Source organism: Burkholderia sp. NRF60-BP8 (assembly GCF_001522585.2).
Classification (GTDB): domain Bacteria; phylum Pseudomonadota; class Gammaproteobacteria; order Burkholderiales; family Burkholderiaceae; genus Burkholderia.
The window spans coordinates 2380500-2398749 of record NZ_CP013372.1 but is presented as its reverse complement, the minus strand read 5'-3'; the positions used below and the strand labels follow the sequence as shown (position 1 = coordinate 2398749).

The window sequence follows — 18250 nt, the reverse complement described above, 5'->3', positions numbered from 1 at the left end:
GGCATCGCGCAACCCGGCATAGCGGGGCAGCGGGTTCGCGATTTCGGTTGTGCCCGACGTCATGCGGCGTTCGGCGTCGATGGACGACGACGAAGCGGGCGGTGATGCGTGCCAAGCCCGCTTCGTTCAGGCGGGCCAGGGAGCGCATGAGTCGGTCGGGCCCGATGTCCCGCATCCGTAGCGTCGTCGCTGCGCACCGCGTGGCCGCAGCAGGCTCCCTTTCAGGCTGGCATCCGCCGCTTGCGTTCGCTATATTGGCGTCCGGCGGCATCCGGTTGCGATGCCGCTGCCGTGCGCGCCCGCGCCGGCATTCCAACAGCAATTCGAACCTGAGAGGCTCCGCCGTGCGCATTCCCGTTTTCTGTCTGATGTTGTTCGTTTCGCTGTCCGCGCGAGCCGGCAGTGCCTGCGATGGGCTGCTCGGCGATTACGCGCCGGCCGCCGGCAAGCCTGCGACCCTGCGCGTCGAGAAGGTGGGGAGCGACATCGTGCTGCGTGCGCGTGAGGGTGGCCGCTGGAGCGTCGATACGGCTCCGGCGCACGAGGCCGAACTCGATATGGACGGTCCGGAGAAACCGCCTGCCGACGCGTGCGTGCTCGAGGTGCCGGGCGGCCAGCTCGTCAGGATGCCGATCGGTACGCCGTATCAGGTCACGTCCGTCACCGGCAACGGCTTCACGACGAAGCGTTCGACCACCGGCGTCCTGCTGCTGATGACGCAAGGCTTCCAGGTCGACGGCGTCGAACTGTATCGGGTCGCGCGCAGCGGCGATTCGCCGTCGGCGCCGTGAGGGCGATGGCCGCGCGCTGATGGCGAGCGGACCGGCAGGTTGCGGCACACGGCGACACGACAACGAGGCGACTCCTTCCGATGGGCAATCGAGCATGGCTGTATCTCCAGGCCGGTGACGGCGACGACGCGCGAACGATCCCGTTCGCGGAATCCAATAACCACTTCCCGCTGCTGTGGCGCGTGCTGCTTGCCGACGGCGGCGCAGGCAATGCGATTACCGATCAGCGCGTGTTCGGCGACGCCGGCACGCCTAACCTCGTGAGCGACGCCCGTGCCGCGCATGCGCGCGTCAGCCGGCTCGCATCGTTCGTCACCGCGTATCCGCTGCCGGGCGACGATCCGGCGCTGGCGCGCCAGTTCGATGCGCTCGTGCGTCATCTGGGCGAATCGATCGATGCGCTCGGCGACGCGCATGGCGCGCCGCGGCTGTCCGCGAACCTCGACGAACTGTCATGGTTCGACGGGGGCGACCCGAACGACTACATCGCCGGGGAGCGCGATGCGTGCACGCGCCTGTGGTGGCGCGTCGCGAACTGCATGGACTTCCGCGACGTGCGCGGCGTGCGCGACCTGCTGGAGATCGACACGCCCGCCGACTGGCGCGACTGGGCATGGGGCTTCGGGTTCGGCGGTGTGTCGCACTACTACTTCTGGCGGCAGGAGCCGCCGCGCAGCGCGACCTACGACGATCTGTTCGGCGGCGGCGAACTGCATGGCGACTATCTCGGCGACGGCACGTTCAGCTTTCGCTCGCGCAACGGGCAGTGGGGCGTACGGCGCGAAACCGACGATGCATGGCGCGTGATCGTGCCGCCCGAATGGGCGAACCTGTGGGCGAGCGGCGCGCGTGACGACCGGTTGCTGTGGGCCGCGCGCGACGGCAAGGTCGGGCTGTTGCTGGCCGACGGCGACGGGGCGCGGATCGTGCGCGAACCGGCGTTCGACGCGGTGTGGGATTTCAGCGGCGACGTCGCCTGCGTGCGCGTGGGCGAGCGGTTCGGGCTCGTGCGCACGGATGGTGCGTGGGCGATCGAACCGACGCTCGACGATTTCGGCGAGTTCACCGGCGGCGTTGCGTCCGCGAGCTTGGGCGGCCGTTGGGGCTTCGTCGACACACATGGCGCGTGGGTGATTCCGCCGCGTTTCGACGACGCGCACGAATTCGTGAACGGCGCCGTCGCGGCGGTGGCCGAACGGGAGCAGTGGGGGCTGATCGGGCGCGACGGGCAATGGCGCGTGCAGCCCGAGTGGGCCGCGCTCGAATGGTCGTCCGAGTGCGGCGCGTTCGTCGCGCGGCGCAACGGTCACGTCGGTCTCGTCGATGCGAAAGGCCGGGTGATCGTCGAACCGTGTTACGCGGAAGTGGCCCCGCTGATCGACGGCGACCGCGCGGAAATGTTCGACGAACTCGGTGCGATCCGCCATATCGTGCGGCGTGACGACGGACGTTGCGCGATCGTCGACGGGCAGGGCCGCGTGCTGACGCCGTTCGACTTCGTCGACATGGGTGCGCTGTCGTGGTTGCCCGACGACGAAGCGGTGCCGGGCGAGCTTTTCACGCGTTACGCGATCGGCGTCCTGCCGGGCGAGCCGGTGCAACTGGCGATCTGCGATCTCGAGACGGGCGCGACGATCGCGCAGGGACGCTACGACGACGTGGCCGGGCTGTTCTGGGGCGCCGATCACGGCTGGCTGGCCTGCGTGCAGGATGACGACGGCGACGACGTGCGCGCGACGGTATTGCGCGCGGACGGCACCGTGCTCCATCCGGCGCATTACACGCGGCTCGGCGACGACACGCTGTTCGACGACGACCGCGACGACGATGCCGCGCCTGCGACGTCGATGCCGTGGTTCGTTCGCCGTGTCGAGATCGCGCAGCGCTGGAGCATGGACGAACCGGTCGCGGCACTGCGCGACGACGGCGTGCCCGTGTGGCTGTACGCGGACGGGCACGCGACGACGACGCCCCGGTAGCCCGGAGCGTCGCCCGCACGTCAGCGAAAGAATCTCAGCCAGTCGAACCAACCCGAATGCTGCGCGCGCCGCTTCGGCGCCGGTGCGCTGCGCGGCCGGAAGTCCGGCGAGAACTGCACGTGCGGATCGATCGCATGCGCGCGCAACGCCGCATCGTAGAACGATCCGACGATCGGCAGCGCGCTGTGCGCGCCCGCGCCCCAGTAGTCGCTGCGCAGCGTCACGCTGCCGTCGTCGAAGCCGACCCACGCGCCGGCCACCAGTTGCGGATGCATCAGGATGAACCAGCCGTCCGTGTTGTCCTGCGTCGTGCCGGTCTTGCCCGCGACGTCGATCCGGATTCCGTAGCGCGAGCGGATGTCGGCGCCGGTGCCGTAATCGACGACGCCGCGCATCGCGTCGACGAGCGTCTGCGCCGCGGCCACCGGTAACGCGCGCTCGGGCGGCGCGCTGCCGAACGCGGCGAGCACCTTGCCGTCGCGATCCTCGATGCGCGTGATCATCTGCGGCGCGACGTACACGCCGCGGTTCGCGATCGTGCCGTACGCGGACACCATTTCCTTCAGCGTGACGGGGCTCGTGCCGAGCGCGAGCGACGGCACCGCGTCGAGCGGGCTGTCGCGCACGCCCATCGCACGCGCGAGCTGCGCGACCTTCGCGGCGCCTTCGTGCTGCATGACCTGCGCGGTGATGCGGTTGCGCGACAGCGCCAGCCCGTCGCGCAGCGTCATCGGCTCGCCGGTCGGCGGCTCCGCATCGGTCGGACGCCACACCGAGTGCGCGTCGATCGGGATCGCGACGGGACGGTCGACGAACGTATCGCCCGGCCGCATCCCGTCCGCAAACGCGGCGCCATAGACGAACGGCTTGAAGGTCGAACCCGGCTGGCGCCGCGCCTGCGCGACGTGATCGAACGGCGCGCTGCCGAAATCGGGGCTGCCGACCCATGCGCGGATCGCGCCGTTGCGCGGATCGATCGCGACGAAGCCTGCCTGTACCTGCGTCTTGCGCTCGCACAGCGCGTGCATGAATGCGCGATTCGCGCCGAGCTGCTTCAGCGCAATCTCGTCGGCGAGCCCGGTGTCGCGTGCCTGCCGATACTCGGGCGTCTGGCGCATGAAGCCGCGGAACAGATCGTTGCGCAGCCCGCAGCCGGACGGCCCGCGCCACGCGCCGTCGGCGATCGCCTGCAGCCGTTCGGTCTGCCGCGTCAGCGCCTGCGTGGCCATGTCCTGCAGCCGCGCATCGAGCGTCGTGCGCACGACGAGGCCGTCCGAGTAGAGATCGTGGTCGTTGCGGTCGGCCCACGCGATCAGCCATTTGCGCAGTTGCACCGCGAAATGCGGCGCGAGGCCCGGCTGCGCCGTCTGCGGCTCGAAGTCGACGCGCAGCGGCTGGCGCTGCAGTTTCGCGAGTTGCCGCGGCGACAGCATGCCCATCTGCGCCATCCGGCCGAGTACGATGTTGCGCCGCTGGACCGCGCGTTCCGGATTCAGCACCGGATTGTAGTAACTGTTGCCCTTCAACATCCCGACGAGCGTCGCGCTTTCCGCGATGTCGAGCTGGTCCGCCGACTTGCCGAAGTAGGTGCGCGCGGCCATTTCGACGCCGTATGCGTTGTACAGGAACGGTACGGTATTCAGGTAGGTTTCGAGAATCTCGTCCTTGCTGTACACCGATTCGATCTTGAACGCGGTGATCAGCTCCTTCATCTTGCGCGTGAGCGTCGGTGCGCGGCCGACTTCGTCGGGGTACAGATTGCGTGCGAGCTGCTGCGTGATCGTCGAGCCGCCCTGGCGGCTGCCCGAGAACGTATGCAGCCCGGCCGCGAGCGTGCGGCGCCAGTCGATGCCGTGATGCGTGTAGAAGCGGTGATCCTCGGTCGCGATCAGCGCGTCGACCATGTGCGGCGAGATCTGCTTGAGCGGCACCCATTCGCGGTTCACGGACCGGAATTCGGCGATCAGCTGGCCGTCGGCCGACAGCACGCGCGCGGGGCGGTCGATGCGCGCCTTGCGGATGTCGCCGATGCTCGGCGTGAACGGAACGAACGCGAGCAGGACCAGCAGGACCAGCAGGCCCAGCACGGGGAGCGCGGCGAGCGTCAGCGCCACGCCGCGCCGGGTCGGATGGCGCAGGCGATGCAGCGCGCCGGCACACAGTGCGCGCACGCGCGTGCGGCACGCGGCGGCGAGCGGCGCGACACGGGCGCGGCAACGGAGCCACGCGTCTCGGAGAAACGGCACGAAGCGATTCAAGGCGGCAGGGGCGCGGAACGAAGACGCGCGATCCTAGCAAACGGAACCCGCGCGCCGGCCGCCGAAACGGCCGTTTGCTTGCAGGATTTACAGACGATTACGTTTGTTGCCCGCCGCCAACCTTTTATCGCGTTCGGGGCCGCGATTCCACCGACGAAACCACGTCCGCGAGCCGCTGCGCGGCCGCTTCCATCTGCGCGCGGCCGAATCCGCCGAAGCCGAGCACGAGCCCGGGGCGCGCCGTGTCCGGCGCGAACATCGGCGACACCGCACGCACCGCGACACCGGCCCCGGCGGCGCGCGCGACCACGTCGAGATCGTCGATGCCCGCCGCGAGCCACAGCACGACGTGCATCCCCTGGTCGCCCGGCTGTACCCACGCGCGCTCGCGCGGCAGCCGCGCGCCGAGCGTGTCGATCAGCAGCACGCGCTGTTCCGCATAGACGCCGCGCACGCGGCGGATGTGGCGGTCGAGATGGCCTTCGGCGATGAACGCGGCGAGCACGTGCTGGTCGGCGGTCGGCGCGTGGCGGTCCATCAGCGCGCGCGCGCCGCAGAACGCGGGCACGAGATCGTCGGGTGCGATCACGTAGCCGAGCCGCAGCGACGGAAACAGGATCTTGCTGAAGGTGCCGAGATAGATCACGCGGTCGGGCGCGAGGCCCTGCAGCGACGGGAACGGATAGCCTTCGTAGCGCAATTCGCTGTCGTAGTCGTCTTCGACGACCCATGCGCGGTGCGTGCCCGCCCACGCGAGCAGCGCATTGCGCCGCGCCATGCTCAGCGGCATGCCGAGCGGGTACTGGTGCGACGGCGTGACGAACGCGGCGCGCGCATCGGGCGCGAGACGCACGCCCGCGTCGACGTCGAGGCCGTCGGCGTCGACCGGCACGCGCACTATCGCGTCGCGCCGCCCGGTGCTTTCGAGCAGTGCGGTGATGCCGCGATAGGCCGGATTCTCAACCCACGCACGATCGTTCTCGCCGAGCAGCACCTGGCTCGCGAGATGCAGCCCCTGCTGCGTGCCGCTCGTGATCACGACCTGGCCGGCATCGCAGCGCACCGAGCGCGACCGGCGCACGTAGTCGGCGATCGCCTCGCGCAGCGGCAGCGCGCCTTGCGGATCGGCATAGCCGGACGGCGCGCCGGCGCCGCGGGCGCGCAGGCGATTGCCGAGCCGGCGCCAGATGTCGTCGGGCGCGGTGAGGCCGAGCGGCACCGAGATCGCGAACGGCATGGCCGGCAGCGGACTGAATTCGTGGGCGAGCCGCGCGAAGGTGGCGGCGGGCTCGGGCAGGCCGTCGCGCTCCGGGCGCCGACGCCGGGCAGGCGGCTCGGGCTCGGTGCCGGGCGCCGCCTCCGCGAGCGCATTCGCGACCCGCGTGCCCGCGCCGCCGCGCGATTCGAGAAAGCCTTCGGCGACGAGCTGCGCATACGCGTCGACGACGGTGCCGCGCGCCACCTGCAGCGACGCGGCTAGCAGCCGCGTGGAAGGCAGCGCGTCGCCGGGCCGGACGTCGCCGCGGCGCACGGCGTCGCGCAGCGCCTGCGCGAGCTGGCGGCTCAGGTCGCCGGCTGCGCGGTCGAGCGCGCCGAGCGACGGGATTTCGACGATCCGGGCCGTTCTTGCCATGATTCTGGTCTGCTGAAATTGTTTCAAACCGGCTCTACAGGATAAACCAGTTTGCAGCCACAATCGAACCATGACGGGTCAGCACCCGCGCCATTTCCCACCCCGTACGACCGTGGAGCCGACATGTACATCCCTGCCGCTTACAACGAACCCAACCCCGACGTGCTGCGCGAGCTGATCGTGCAGCATCCGTTCGGCAGCCTGATCACGCACGGCAAGAACGGGCTCGACGCGATCCATATTCCGTTCGTGCTGATGCCCGACGACGACGGCGGGCTCGGCGAACTGCACGCACACGTCGCGCGTGCGAATCCGATCTGGCAGGACGTCGCGGACGGCGACGAGGTGCTCGCGATCTTCCGTGCCGGCGACGCATACATCTCGCCGGGCTGGTATCCGAGCAAGCAGGCGACGCACCGGGAGGTGCCGACGTGGAACTACCGGGTCGTGCATGCGCACGGCCGCATCACGACGCGCGACGACCAGAAGTTCGTGCGCGGCGTGGTCGCACGGCTGACGCGGACGCACGAAGCGTCGCAGCCGGTGCCGTGGAAAATGGGCGACGCACCGCAGGACTTCATGGACGAGATGCTGCAATCGATCGTCGGGCTGCAGATCAGGATCACGCAGCTCATCGGCAAGCGCAAGCTCGGGCAGAACAAGCCCGTGGCCGATATTCGCGGCGCGGGCGAAGCGCTGGTCGCGAACGGCAATCTCGCGATCGGGGAGGCGATGCTGGCGGAGGCCGACTACAAGAACGAATAACTGGGGGGCCGCCAGATGAGGGCGGCCGTCGCCGAGATCAGATATGCAGTATGCGTACGCTCAGGAATGTCAAAAGCCAATGTATTGAGACGGCGATTGCAAAATATCCGAAGATGACTTCCGAGCGACGGCGGCGAGCGAACAGGCCGAAACCCAATGCTGCAAAGATGGCGGGTGGTCCGAACACATGGATAAACAGCAACAGAGTCGAATGAAGGGTAGGGGCGCATGCGTCAACACCACCACCGCATTCGCCAGGGCGAGGTGCACAAAATCGTGCAAAACTGGCGCATATGCGCGCGTCTATCGCCGCCCATACGACGACGCTGATAAAGCCCGAGATAGCGAAAGCGACTGCGGCGAGTAAGCGTTGCATCATTTGATTTCCCAAAAATGGATCTGTTTGGCGTTGCGGAGGTCGGACCAACCAAAATCCGTTCCAGGTAAGAACGCCTGAAAACCGAAAGCCCGGCCAAACGTTGCTGCAACACCGGGTATGCTGCTGACGGTCAGTCGTGATCCGTTCCATAAATCTATATGGCCACCGCTCGCGTTTTCGGCCGATTCGCCGCTGCGCGTCCAGTATCTTGAGAAGTGGATGATGCCGGTGCGGCCTTTGACCTTCGACTCCCAATCCTTCCCAGTAACGTTTTCGGCTTTAGGAAGACCTGCAAACGGCTGTAGCTGCAACCATGCGCCCAGCTCATCGGCACGTGTTGCGGTGGGCTTCTCGTCAAGCAAGATACGGCCGATCGTCTTTGCGCCCGACATCGGTTTGACGTTCCTTGCATTGAACGACTTCATTCCGATACCGACACGGTGCAGCGTTACGCTAAGGCGAATGGCGCATTGATTGGTATACGCCGGATCGCGGTACGGATTGCCGGACGGGAAGTTATCCCAAAGTTCTTTGAAGGTGACTCCCGCTAATGGCACCTCTTTCTCAGAATCTTTCGTGTTGGTAGTCTGGATTTTCGTGGGCTCGGTGTGTGGCATCGGTTACTCCCCGTTTCGTTTCGACAGCGCGTCATCACCCCAGTAGACGGTGTAATCGCTTGCCTCGTCACCGGTATGGATGCGGGGAAGTTTTCCGCTTGAATCAAGACGCCCGAAATGCATACGGCCGTCAGACGTTTCAATATAGTAGGGCAATCCTGCCGTTACCTCCTTGGTCGCCCTTACCCGCTCGTCGAAAGCGCCTTTCCTGATCGATGTGATTCCGCCTGTCAGCGTGCGGCTCGAAATGAATCCCACGTGCGTGTGTTTGATGTTTCCGAATCAGCTTCCCCGCGGCTGCATGCCATCTATTGCTGTCGTGCTCGACCTTCTCCCGCCTGCGCCAACGCCCCCCGAATCGCGGCCTCCGTCTTGTCGTACCCGCCTTCGCCATAACGCGTATAGACGATCTTGCCGTTCGCATCGATCAGGTACAGCGCGGGCCAGTACTGGTTGCCGTACGCGCGCCACGTGTCGTAGCGGTTGTCCTGCGCGACCGGATACCGGATGTCGAAGCGCCTGATCGCATCGGCGACGTTCTTCGCGTCGCGCTCGAACGGATATTCCGGCGTATGCACGCCGACCACGACGAGCCCCTGGTCGCGATACTTCCGATACCAGTCGTTCACATACGGGATCGTATGAATGCAGTTGATGCACGAATACGTCCAGAAATCGACAAGCACGACCTTGCCGCGCAACTGGTCGAGCGTCAGCGGCGGGCTGTTGTGCCAGCGGTCGATGCCGGTGAAACCGGGCGCCGTCGCGCCGGCCGGCGACGCCTGCACGCCCGCGTCGTCGCGGGTGCCGGCGAAGGCGGCGAGCCCTGCCGTGGCGGCGAGGGCGATGACGAGGGCGGCGGTCTTGAGTCGGGGCAGCATGGCGTTCTCCTGATCTTTGGGGGCCGTGGCGCGATGGCGGCGGCCGGGACGGGTTTCGACAGGCCCCATTAGGCGGCGCCGACGTATCTGCGATGTGTCCGGCCGGCCGCGCGTGTGCAATGTTGTGTGTCGTCGCGGCGGCGCGATACATTGGGATACAAACGCGTGGCCGTCGTGCGGTATAAAAGCGGACATCGCCCGCCCGAACGAACCCCGACACCGATACCGACAACGACTCATGGACAAGATCGACCACGTGCTGATCGTCGACGACGATCGCGCGATCCGCGAACTGATCGCGGACTACCTGGAGAAGAACGGCATGCGCGTGTCGCTGGCCGCGAACGGCCGCGAGATGCGCAACGTGCTGGACGACGGCGCGCCCGACCTGATCGTGCTCGACCTGATGCTGCCCGGCGAGGACGGCCTGACGCTGTGCCGCGACCTGCGCGCCGGCAAGTTCCGCACGGTGCCGGTGCTGATGCTGACCGCACGCGGCGAGGAAACCGACCGCATCATCGGCCTCGAGATGGGCGCCGACGATTACCTGGCCAAGCCGTTCGCGGTGCGCGAGCTGCTCGCGCGGATCCGCTCGGTGCTGCGCCGCGCGCGCATGCTGCCGCCCGGCATGCAGGTGACGGAAACGGCCGCGCTGCTGGCGTTCGGCGAATGGCAGCTCGACACGACCGGGCGCCACCTGCTCGACGCCGACGGCACGCTGGTCGCGCTGAGCGGCGCCGAATACCGGCTGCTGCGCGTGTTCCTCGACAATCCGCAGCGCGTGCTGACGCGCGACCAGTTGCTCAACCTCACGCAAGGGCGCCAGTCCGATCCGTTCGACCGCTCGATCGACCTGCTCGTGAGCCGGCTGCGCCAGCGCCTGCGCGACGGCGCGCGCGAACCGCGCTACATCAAGACGCTGCGCAACGAGGGCTACGTGTTCTCGTCGGCCGTGACCGCCGTCGGCGGTACGCCGTGAGCGCGCGCATGCCGTGGCGCTGGCCGCGCTCGCTGTTCGCGCGGCTCGCGCTGATCCTGTGCGTGGGCCTCGCGCTCGCGCAGACGCTGTCGTTCTGGCTCACCGTGACCGAGCGGGACCAGGCGACCACCAACCTGATGATGGGCTACATCGAGCGCGAGGTCGCCAGCTCGGTCGCGCTGCTCGACCATCTGCCGCCGGCCGAGCGGGCCGCGTGGTTGCCGCGTCTCGCGCGGCGCAGCTATGCGTTCATCCTCGGGCCGGGCCAGACCGGCACGCCGCCGGAGGCGCGGCTGTCGGCGCGCGTCGAGCGCTCGATTTCGGACGGCATCGGCGGCGACTACCCGCTGACCGCGAATTCGATCCCCGGCGACCGCGAACATCTGCAGGTCCATTTGCGGCTGACCGACGGGTCGCCGCTGACGATCGACATCCATCCGATGTCGACGGTGCCGCTGTCGGGCTGGCTGCCGGCCGTGCTCGTGGTGCAGCTCGCGGTGCTGGCCGCGTGCTGCTGGCTCGCGGTGCGGCTTGCCACGCGGCCGCTCAAGCAGCTCGCGCAGGCCGCCGACGCGCTCGGCCCCGATCTGAAAGGCGAGCGGCTGAGCGAAGAGGGGCCGTCGGAAGTCGCGCGCGCCGCGCGGGCCTTCAACGCGATGCAGGATCGCATCGCGCAGTACATGGCCGAGCGCATGCAGATCCTCGCGTCGATCTCGCACGATCTGCAGACGCCGATCACGCGGATGCGGCTGCGCGTCGACGTGATGGACGACGACACGCAGGGCGCCAAGCTGCGCCAGGACCTGCTGGAGATGGAGCATCTGGTGAAGGAGGGCGTCGCGTACGCGCGAACGCTGCACGGTACCGAGGAAGCCGCGCGCCGCATCGATCTCGACGCGCTGCTCGACAGCATCGTGTACGACTACACGGATGCGGGGCAGGACGTCGCGCTGCACAGCCGCGCGCCGCTCGCGCTCGTCACGCGGCCGAAGGCGCTGCGCCGCATCGTCGGCAACCTGGTCGACAACGCGCTGAAGTTCGCGGGCGCGGCCGAGATCGACGTGCAGGCGGCGCCGGACGGCGGCGCGGTGATCGCGGTGCTCGACCGCGGGCCCGGCATTCCGGACGATCAGCTCGACGCGGTGTTCGAGCCGTTCCGGCGCGTGGAGACCTCGCGCAATCGCGATACGGGCGGCACGGGGCTCGGCCTCGCGATCGCGCGGCAACTCGCGCTTGCGATGGGCGGCACGCTCACGCTGAACAACCGGCCCGACGGCGGCGGGCTCGAAGCGAGGCTGACGCTGAGGAACGCGGGATGACGCGACGCGGCGCGCGAGCGTCGCGGTTTCGGTTGCGGTCGCGCGCCGACGCGTGCGACGTCGTACGCGTTGCGGATGCGCGTCAGCAGCGGCCGGTGCGCAGCGCGACGGTCCAGTCGTCGCGGCCGCGCGAAGCCGCGATGGCCGCGGCCGTGTGCCAGTCGTATTCGACCGCATGGAATTCGACGGTCCAGCCGGCCGCCGTGCGCGACACCATCGCGTAGCGCGCATGGGGCGAGCCGGTCTCGATCCGGTGCGGATGCGGCAGGTCGTCCGCGTACGCCTGCAGCCCGACGCTGCCCGGATTGACGATCAGCCGGCCGTCGTCGAGCTTCGCGGTACGCGGCACGTGCGTGTGGCCGCACAGGATCAGCGAGGCCGCCGCGTCGCCCGCGCGTTCCGCGATCTCGTCGCGCGTGGCCGCGCGGCAGCCGTCGGGCGTGACCGTTTCGAGGAAATAGACGAGATCGCTGGCCGGCGTGCCGTGCACCAACAGCACGTCGCCGTCGAGCATCACGCGTTCGGGCAGCGCGGCGATCCAGTCGAGCTGGTCGGCGCGCAGCGTGTCGTGCGCCCAGCGATCGGACAGCCGCATCGCGTCGCGATCCAGGGTGAGCAACTGCCGTTCGTGGTTGCCCTTGACGGTCGGCAGGCCGAGCGCGATCAGGCGGTCGGCCGTCTCGGCCGGATGGAGCGCGCCCGACACGATGTCGCCGAGATTGACGATCACGTCGGCGCCGCGGCGGCGGACGTCGTCGAGCACCGCGTCGAGCGCGGCGAGATTGCCGTGGATGTCGGACAGCGCGGCGATTTTCATGGCGGGGCGTCGATGGGGGGAGCGGCGATTGTCGCGCAATTCGGCGCGGGCCGTCCAATCGCGTCACGGCGTCACGGCGTCACGGCGTCACGGCGTCACGGCGTCACGGCGTCACGGCGTCACGGCGTCGGCGCGCGAGGCCGCGGGCGGCGCGTCAGTCGGTCGCGAGCCGTGCGTACATCGCGAAATCGCCCGGCGTGCCGCGCACCATCTTGTAGGCGCGCAGCAGCCCTTCGTAGCGGTAGCCGCACTTCTGCAGCACGCGCGCGGAGCCGGCGTTGCCGGTCAGCACGACGGCCTGCATGCGGATGAAGCCGCCGTGCGCGAACGCCCACGCGGTGACGGCTTCGCATACCGCGCTCGCGATGCCGCGCCCCCAGTGCGTCGGCGCGAGGTCGTACGCGATTTCCGCCGAGCGGTTCACGGTGGACACCGTATGCAGCCCGATCGTCCCGGCGAGCGCGCCCGATGCCGTGTCGACGATCGCGAGACGCCGGACCGAATCCGGATCGACCGATTCGATGTCGTCGAACAGCGGCAGCAGATCGTCGGGCGAGCGCAGGTTCCAGCTCGTGTGGCGGACGACGTCGGGATTCGACAGATACGCGTACCACGCGTCGAGGTCCGCGCGTTCGAGTTGCCGGAGCGACAGGCCGGGGAATCCGCTGCGGGGCGGTGCGGCGATTTTCATCGAACCGGGCGCCTACGCGGCATGGCGTCGGTACAGCGCCAGCGACCCGGCGAGCGCGAGCAGCATCGCGCCGCACGTGCGTTCGAGCCACAGCGCGCCCGAGCGCTTCAGCAGTCGCACCGCGCGTGCGCCGAGCAGCGCGTAGCCGAACATCACGACGCCGTCGAGCAGCGCGAACGTGACTGCGAGCGCGACGTATTGCGGCGCGAGCGGCGCCTGCGGATCGAGGAACTGCGGCAGGAACGCGGAGAAGAACAGATAGCCCTTCGGATTCGTCACCGCGGTCAGGAAGCTTTTCGCGAAGATCGACGCGTGGTGCCCGGTGGCCGTGCCGCCTTGCGCGGCCGCCACGTCGAGCGATCCCTTCGACATCAGCAGCCGGACGCCGACATAGGCGAGGTAGGCGGCGCCGAGCCATTTCACGACCGAGAACCAGAACGCCGACGCCATCAGCAGCGCGCCGAGGCCGAGCGCGACCGCGACGATCAGCACGCAGTCCGACAGCATCGCGCCCGCGAAACCGTAGGCCGCGCGGCGCACGCCGTAGCGCGAGCCGTTGGTCAGCGCGAGCAGCACGGTCGGGCCGGGTGTCGCGATGCCGACGAACGCGACGGCGGCGAAGATCAGCAGGGTCGTTTCATGCATGAAGAAGCTCCCGATGGAAGGCGCGCAGCCGATTATCGTCCGCGTCGCCCCGTGCTGTACAGGCGCGACGACCGCGCATCCGGCCGTGCATTCGACTATCTCAATTTTGGCAAGAAACTGTTGTCATTATTCCGCTGTGGAACGGAACCGGTTCCAACTACCATACCGGCCGCAGCGGGCATGCCCGCCGCTTCGTCGCGCGCGAACGTCGCCGGCCTCGCACCGCCGGCGGATGTCGGCGCCCGCGCGCCACTCGCCACAGCCAGAACAACGGGTTCACCGCCCGGAGACATGAAAACCATGAACAAGCAACTGATCGCAGCCCCGCTGCTGCTCTCGCTCGCGGGTATCGCCGCCGCGCAAAGCTCCGTCACGCTGTACGGCATCGTCGACGCGGGCGTGACCTATCGCAGCAACGAACGCGTCGGCTCCGCGGGCGCGTACGCCGGGCATTCGAGCGTCGGGCTCACGACCGGCAACCTGTCCGGCAGCCGCTGGGGCATCAAGGGTTCGGAGGATCTCGGCGGCGGGATGCGCGCGCTGTTCGTCCTCGAGAACGGCTTCGACATCACCAACGGCACGTCGGGCCAGGGCGGCCGCCAGTTCGGCCGGCAGGCGTTCGTCGGCGTCGGCAGCGACCGCTACGGCACGATCACGCTCGGCCGCCAGTACACGTCGCTCGACGATTTCGTGAGCCCGGTCGGCCCGTCGTCGTTCATCGGCGGCTTCGGCGCGCACCCGGGCGACATCGACGATCTCGACCAGACCGCGCGCGTCGACAGCGCGATCAAGTACACGAGCGCGAACTACTCGGGCTTCACGTTCGGCGCGCTGTACGGCTTCGGCGGCCAGCCGGGCAGCATGAAGCAGCGCAACACGTGGAGCGTCGGCGCCGCGTACGCGGCCGGCCCGCTGCGCGTGGGCGTCGGCTACGAGCGCTCGGACAACAGCAAGACGGGCGCGACCGATCCGACGGCGGGCAAGTGGCAGAGCACCGACGACGGCCTGTTCAATTCGTCGATCAACGAAGGCTACGCGAGCGCGCAGTCGCAGCAGGTGATCGCGACGGGGGCGACGTACGACTTCGGCCCGGCCGTCGTCGGCGTGAACTACAGCAACGTGCAGTACCGCGGCGGCGCGCAGTCGCTGTTCAGCGGCCACGCGACCTTCAACGTCGCGGGCGTGTTCACGCGCTGGAACGTGCAGCCGCAGACGCAGCTGTTCGCCGGCTACAGCTACACGCGCGGCAGCGACGTCGACGGCATCGACAACCGCGCGCAGTATCACAACGTCACGCTCGGCGCCGTCTACGACCTGTCGAAGCGCACCAGCGTGTACCTGCTCGGCGCGTATCAGCATGCGTCCGGTACGACGCTCGACGCGCTCGGCCGGCCGGTGGCCGCGACCGCGTCGGTGTCGGACAAGGCGAACGGCCATTCGTCCGATTCGCGGTCGCAGGCAATCGTGAGCCTGGGGCTGCGCCAGAAGTTCTGACGCAGCGATCGTTGCGCATGCAACGGGGCCCGCTGCCGCTACGCGGCGGGCCCCGTCGTGTGCAGGCGCCTATACTGTCGCCTCCGTTTTCGAGGAGACGACATGACCCGAACGTTTTCCGCGCGCTGCCTGTGCGGCGCCGTGACCGTCACGCTGTGCGGCGAGCCGGCGGCGCGTGCGAATTGCCATTGCGCGACCTGCCGCGATTTCTATGGCACGCCGATGCTGTCCGCAACCGCATGGCCGCCGGAGCAGGTGACGATCGACGGCGGCCACGCGACGTTCCCGCATCCGTCGAAGTCGATGTCGCGCGCGTGGTGCGCGTCGTGCGGCGAGATCGTGTTCGGGACGAACCGGCTCGGCATGCGCGTCGTGCCGAACAGCCTGAGTGCGCGTGCGCATGGCGGGCAATTGCCCGGCGACCTGCAGCCGACGATGCACCTGTTCTACCGGCAACGCGTGATCGACGTCGTCGATGCCCTGCCGAAATACGTCGACGGCTGGGACGGCCCGACGTTCGACCCGACGAACTGAACGATCGGCGCCGCGTGCCGGTACGGCCGGCGCGCGTTTTTCCGCCGCATTTTCCTTTCCCATCCGCTTTCCCTGCCGTGCGCGAACTCGCAAAAAGCGGATCGCGCCGGATCAATATTTTTTCTCTTTCATTTAAATTTCGATTTGTAATAATCGGAACGACTTCCGGCGAATGAAAAGGAATGCGGTCATGTCAGAAAAAATGACGTGCCTGCATTCGGAGACCCGGAAGAAAATGCCGGGGAATGCGCCGAAACCGCGCGGCTGGCAGGCCGTCGCGGCGAGGGTTCGCAGATTTTGCGATCGTTGACGAAAAAGCGCCGGACGGCAAAAGGCGCGGAGTGAATAATTCGGGGTAACGGCGAATGCGCATTGCCGGAATCACTAATATTTCATGCGCCGCGATTTACAGTGTCGACCATTGTTCGTCTGGGAGCATTATTCATGTCAATGAAACGAATCCGCGCGGTATTGCTGGGAATGTGCATGGCGATGCTGGCGCCGGCAAGCCATGCGCAGGCGCAATACACGACCGACTGGCTCGCGAACACGTACGGCACGCTGGCGTCGCACGTCGGCAACGGCGCGCGCTCGATGTGGGTCGCGCCCGAAGGCGTGATCTACACGGCGTCGCGCTGGGACGAGAACGCGGGCGGCGTCGCGATCTACCAGAACGGCCAGCCGCTCGGCACGATCGGCATCCACGACGAATTCCAGGGCGGCGCGATCACCGGCAACTCGACGTCGCTGTTCGTCGCGCTCGGCTACAACCGCACGTTCGGCAGCGGCTCGGTGGGCCGCTACAACCGGAGCACGAACCAGCGCGACCTGCGCATTCCGGTCAGCACGTGGACGGGCATCCAGTACGCGGACGTGATCACGGGCCTCGCGACGGGCGGCAACCTGCTGTACGTGAGCGACTTCTACGGCAACCGCGTGCGCGTCTATACGACCGACGGCGTGTGGCAGCGCGACATCGGCGTCACGGGCCCCGGCGCGCTGGCGCTCGATGCGGCCGGCAACCTGTGGGTCGCGCGCAAGAGCGCGGGCGTCGTCGCGCAATTCAGCGCGACCGGCGCGGCGATGAACACGCTGCAGATGGCGGCCGGCGCGCGGCCGGCGTCGCTGTACTTCGATGCTTCGATGGGCCGTTTGATGGTGGGCGACGAAGGGCCCGACATGAACATCAAGGTATACGGCGGGCTGCCCGGGATGCCCGTGCAGATCGGCACGTTCGGCGTGCAGGGCGGCTATCTCGACACGACGACGGGCATCAAGGGGCAGGTCGGCGACAAGCGCTTCACGCGCGTCGCGGCGCTCGGCAAGGATGCCGCCGGCAACCTGTACGTGTTGAACAATGCATGGGGCGGCGGCTGGGATCTCGGCCGCAACGGCAGCACCGATCTGCACTCGTACAGCCCGGTCGGCACGCTGCAATGGAAACTGCAGGCGCTGAACTTCGAGGGCATCGCCGCGCCCGACCCCGCGACCGACGGCACGTTGTTCTTCAGCGGCAACAACGTCTATACGGGCACCGCGGGCGGCACGTTCGTCGCGAACACGGTCGATCCGTTCACCTATCCGAAGGACCCGCGCCTCGACATGAACGACTATCAGCGCGGCCAGCACTTCGGCCAGCTCGTGACGGTCGGCGGCAACCGGATCCTCATCGCGTCGGGCCAGAACCCGGGCAACTTCAACTTCTACTACTTCAACCCCGCGAGCGGCTATATCGCGATTCCGGCCGGCTCGCTGCCCGGCAAGCCGTTCAACACGACGTTGCAGGTGACGGCCGGTTTCGACATCGACGGCAACGGCGACGTGTGGGCCGGCCTGAACGGCTCCAACGTGATCACGCGCTACCCGATGACCGGCTTCGACGCGACCGGCAAGCCGTCATGGGGCAAGCCGGTGACGACCGCCGTGCCGAGCAGCGTGGCGCCCGTGACGCGCATCATCTACCAGGCCGACAGCGACACGATGATCCTCGCGCAGGGCCTTGCGGGCAACTGGGACTGGACCGCGATGAACGGGCACATCGAGGTCTATCGCGGCTGGAAGAACGGCAACACGAGCACGCCGAACCCGGTGATCAACCTGACGAGCGCGAACCCCAAATCGATCGCGGCGGCCGGCCACTACCTGTTCGTCGGCTATGTGCACACGGTGCCGAACATCGACGTATTCGACCTGAACACCGGCGCGCTCGTCACGACGCTGACGAACTCGAACGCGGCGGCGATGGACGTCGGCAACGACGTCGATTCGATGTACGGCGTGCGCGCGTATCTGCGCTCGACCGGCGAATACGTGATCACGAAGGACAACTACAACGGCTCGAGCATCGTCGTGTATCGCTGGCGCCCGTGAGCGCGCCGGCCGCACCGGCAGAGCGTCACGGCGCGCCGGGCACGCGCCGTTCGTGCTGCGCCCGTACATCGAGTCGGGCGACTCATGGAACTTCGCGC

At 68.1% G+C, this 18250-nt stretch carries 16 protein-coding genes; 8 read left to right on the top strand and 8 right to left on the bottom strand.

The genetic code is table 11. The features are described 5' to 3' along the window. Window positions 1-164: 164 nt before the first annotated feature. Both WS54_RS11095 and WS54_RS11090 read left to right on the top strand, forming a co-directional pair. A complete protein-coding gene (locus WS54_RS11095; protein ID WP_236872717.1) occupies window positions 165-791 on the top strand; it encodes a hypothetical protein in 627 nt (208 codons plus the stop codon). An 80-nt stretch (window positions 792-871) separates the two neighbouring features. Then, complete coding sequence (locus tag WS54_RS11090; protein WP_059782824.1) at window positions 872-2770, top strand: WG repeat-containing protein; 1899 nt, start codon at window positions 872-874, stop codon at window positions 2768-2770. Between the two features lie 20 nt (window positions 2771-2790). On the opposite strand, the gene WS54_RS11085 is transcribed toward WS54_RS11090, so the two are convergent. Both WS54_RS11085 and pdxR read right to left on the bottom strand, forming a co-directional pair. Continuing rightward, complete coding sequence (locus WS54_RS11085; protein ID WP_059782826.1) at window positions 2791-5028, bottom strand: penicillin-binding protein 1A; 2238 nt, start codon at window positions 5026-5028, stop codon at window positions 2791-2793. A gap of 124 nt (window positions 5029-5152) precedes the next feature. Beyond that, complete coding sequence (pdxR, locus tag WS54_RS11080) at window positions 5153-6661, bottom strand: MocR-like pyridoxine biosynthesis transcription factor PdxR (RefSeq protein ID WP_059782827.1); 1509 nt, start codon at window positions 6659-6661, stop codon at window positions 5153-5155. A gap of 123 nt (window positions 6662-6784) precedes the next feature. Here pdxR and WS54_RS11075 point away from each other — a divergent pair, with 123 nt between their 5' ends. Continuing rightward, the gene (locus WS54_RS11075) at window positions 6785-7426 is read left to right on the top strand and encodes an FMN-binding negative transcriptional regulator (protein WP_059782830.1); all 642 of its coding nucleotides are present in this window, start codon (window positions 6785-6787) and stop codon (window positions 7424-7426) included. 37 nt (window positions 7427-7463) lie between these two features. Here the strand turns inward: WS54_RS11075 and WS54_RS11070 are convergent, their stop codons facing one another. The 3 genes from WS54_RS11070 to WS54_RS11060 form a co-directional block, all read right to left on the bottom strand. Continuing rightward, window positions 7464-7805: a hypothetical protein gene (locus tag WS54_RS11070; RefSeq protein ID WP_236872716.1), complete on the bottom strand. Its 342-nt coding sequence runs from the start codon at window positions 7803-7805 to the stop codon at window positions 7464-7466. After that, entirely contained in the window at window positions 7802-8422 is a 621-nt protein-coding gene (locus WS54_RS11065; protein ID WP_082725121.1) for a type VI secretion system amidase effector protein Tae4, read from the bottom strand. The genes WS54_RS11070 and WS54_RS11065 overlap by 4 nt, the downstream gene beginning before the upstream one ends. Window positions 8423-8730: 308 nt before the next feature. After that, window positions 8731-9303 (bottom strand): thioredoxin family protein, encoded by a 573-nt coding sequence (locus tag WS54_RS11060; RefSeq protein ID WP_059782831.1) that lies wholly within the window; start codon window positions 9301-9303, stop codon window positions 8731-8733. 238 nt (window positions 9304-9541) lie between these two features. On the opposite strand from WS54_RS11060, the gene WS54_RS11050 reads away from it, so the two are divergent. Both WS54_RS11050 and WS54_RS11045 read left to right on the top strand, forming a co-directional pair. Continuing rightward, a complete protein-coding gene (locus WS54_RS11050; protein ID WP_034204138.1) occupies window positions 9542-10282 on the top strand; it encodes a response regulator in 741 nt (246 codons plus the stop codon). After that, the gene (locus WS54_RS11045) at window positions 10279-11601 is read left to right on the top strand and encodes an ATP-binding protein (protein ID WP_034204139.1); all 1323 of its coding nucleotides are present in this window, start codon (window positions 10279-10281) and stop codon (window positions 11599-11601) included. The genes WS54_RS11050 and WS54_RS11045 overlap by 4 nt, the downstream gene beginning before the upstream one ends. 82 nt (window positions 11602-11683) lie before the next feature. On the opposite strand, the gene WS54_RS11040 is transcribed toward WS54_RS11045, so the two are convergent. The 3 genes from WS54_RS11040 to WS54_RS11030 all read right to left on the bottom strand — a co-directional run bounded on the left by WS54_RS11040 (window position 11684) and on the right by WS54_RS11030 (window position 13754). Further along, the gene (locus WS54_RS11040; protein WP_059782833.1) at window positions 11684-12418 is read right to left on the bottom strand and encodes a metallophosphoesterase family protein; all 735 of its coding nucleotides are present in this window, start codon (window positions 12416-12418) and stop codon (window positions 11684-11686) included. A gap of 154 nt (window positions 12419-12572) precedes the next feature. Next, complete coding sequence (locus WS54_RS11035) at window positions 12573-13109, bottom strand: GNAT family N-acetyltransferase (RefSeq protein ID WP_059782835.1); 537 nt, start codon at window positions 13107-13109, stop codon at window positions 12573-12575. A gap of 12 nt (window positions 13110-13121) precedes the next feature. Next, window positions 13122-13754 carry a LysE family translocator gene (locus WS54_RS11030; RefSeq protein ID WP_059782837.1) on the bottom strand — a complete coding sequence of 211 codons (633 nt, stop codon included), beginning with the start codon at window positions 13752-13754 and terminating at the stop codon, window positions 13122-13124. Window positions 13755-14054: 300 nt separating this feature from the next. On the opposite strand from WS54_RS11030, the gene WS54_RS11020 reads away from it, so the two are divergent. From WS54_RS11020 to WS54_RS11010, 3 genes are all read left to right on the top strand, one after another. Then, window positions 14055-15248 (top strand): porin, encoded by a 1194-nt coding sequence (locus WS54_RS11020; RefSeq protein WP_059782893.1) that lies wholly within the window; start codon window positions 14055-14057, stop codon window positions 15246-15248. A 102-nt stretch (window positions 15249-15350) separates the two neighbouring features. Continuing rightward, a complete protein-coding gene (locus tag WS54_RS11015; protein ID WP_034204144.1) occupies window positions 15351-15782 on the top strand; it encodes a GFA family protein in 432 nt (143 codons plus the stop codon). Window positions 15783-16226: 444 nt separating this feature from the next. After that, entirely contained in the window at window positions 16227-18152 is a 1926-nt protein-coding gene (locus tag WS54_RS11010) for a hypothetical protein (RefSeq protein ID WP_059782839.1), read from the top strand. Window positions 18153-18250 lie beyond the last annotated feature (98 nt).

What these genes read in the sequence shown, in the direction of transcription:
- WS54_RS11095 (WP_236872717.1), top strand. Translation starts at nt 165, where the DNA reads ATGTCCCGCATCCGTAGCGTCGTCGCTGCGCACCGCGTGGCCGCAGCA.
- WS54_RS11090 (WP_059782824.1), top strand. Translation starts at nt 872, where the DNA reads ATGGGCAATCGAGCATGGCTGTATCTCCAGGCCGGTGACGGCGACGAC.
- pdxR (WP_059782827.1), bottom strand. Translation starts at nt 6,661, where the DNA reads ATGGCAAGAACGGCCCGGATCGTCGAAATCCCGTCGCTCGGCGCGCTC.
- WS54_RS11075 (WP_059782830.1), top strand. Translation starts at nt 6,785, where the DNA reads ATGTACATCCCTGCCGCTTACAACGAACCCAACCCCGACGTGCTGCGC.
- WS54_RS11070 (WP_236872716.1), bottom strand. Translation starts at nt 7,805, where the DNA reads ATGATGCAACGCTTACTCGCCGCAGTCGCTTTCGCTATCTCGGGCTTT.
- WS54_RS11065 (WP_082725121.1), bottom strand. Translation starts at nt 8,422, where the DNA reads ATGCCACACACCGAGCCCACGAAAATCCAGACTACCAACACGAAAGAT.
- WS54_RS11060 (WP_059782831.1), bottom strand. Translation starts at nt 9,303, where the DNA reads ATGCTGCCCCGACTCAAGACCGCCGCCCTCGTCATCGCCCTCGCCGCC.
- WS54_RS11050 (WP_034204138.1), top strand. Translation starts at nt 9,542, where the DNA reads ATGGACAAGATCGACCACGTGCTGATCGTCGACGACGATCGCGCGATC.
- WS54_RS11040 (WP_059782833.1), bottom strand. Translation starts at nt 12,418, where the DNA reads ATGAAAATCGCCGCGCTGTCCGACATCCACGGCAATCTCGCCGCGCTC.
- WS54_RS11035 (WP_059782835.1), bottom strand. Translation starts at nt 13,109, where the DNA reads ATGAAAATCGCCGCACCGCCCCGCAGCGGATTCCCCGGCCTGTCGCTC.
- WS54_RS11030 (WP_059782837.1), bottom strand. Translation starts at nt 13,754, where the DNA reads ATGCATGAAACGACCCTGCTGATCTTCGCCGCCGTCGCGTTCGTCGGC.
- WS54_RS11020 (WP_059782893.1), top strand. Translation starts at nt 14,055, where the DNA reads ATGAACAAGCAACTGATCGCAGCCCCGCTGCTGCTCTCGCTCGCGGGT.
- WS54_RS11015 (WP_034204144.1), top strand. Translation starts at nt 15,351, where the DNA reads ATGACCCGAACGTTTTCCGCGCGCTGCCTGTGCGGCGCCGTGACCGTC.
- WS54_RS11010 (WP_059782839.1), top strand. Translation starts at nt 16,227, where the DNA reads ATGTCAATGAAACGAATCCGCGCGGTATTGCTGGGAATGTGCATGGCG.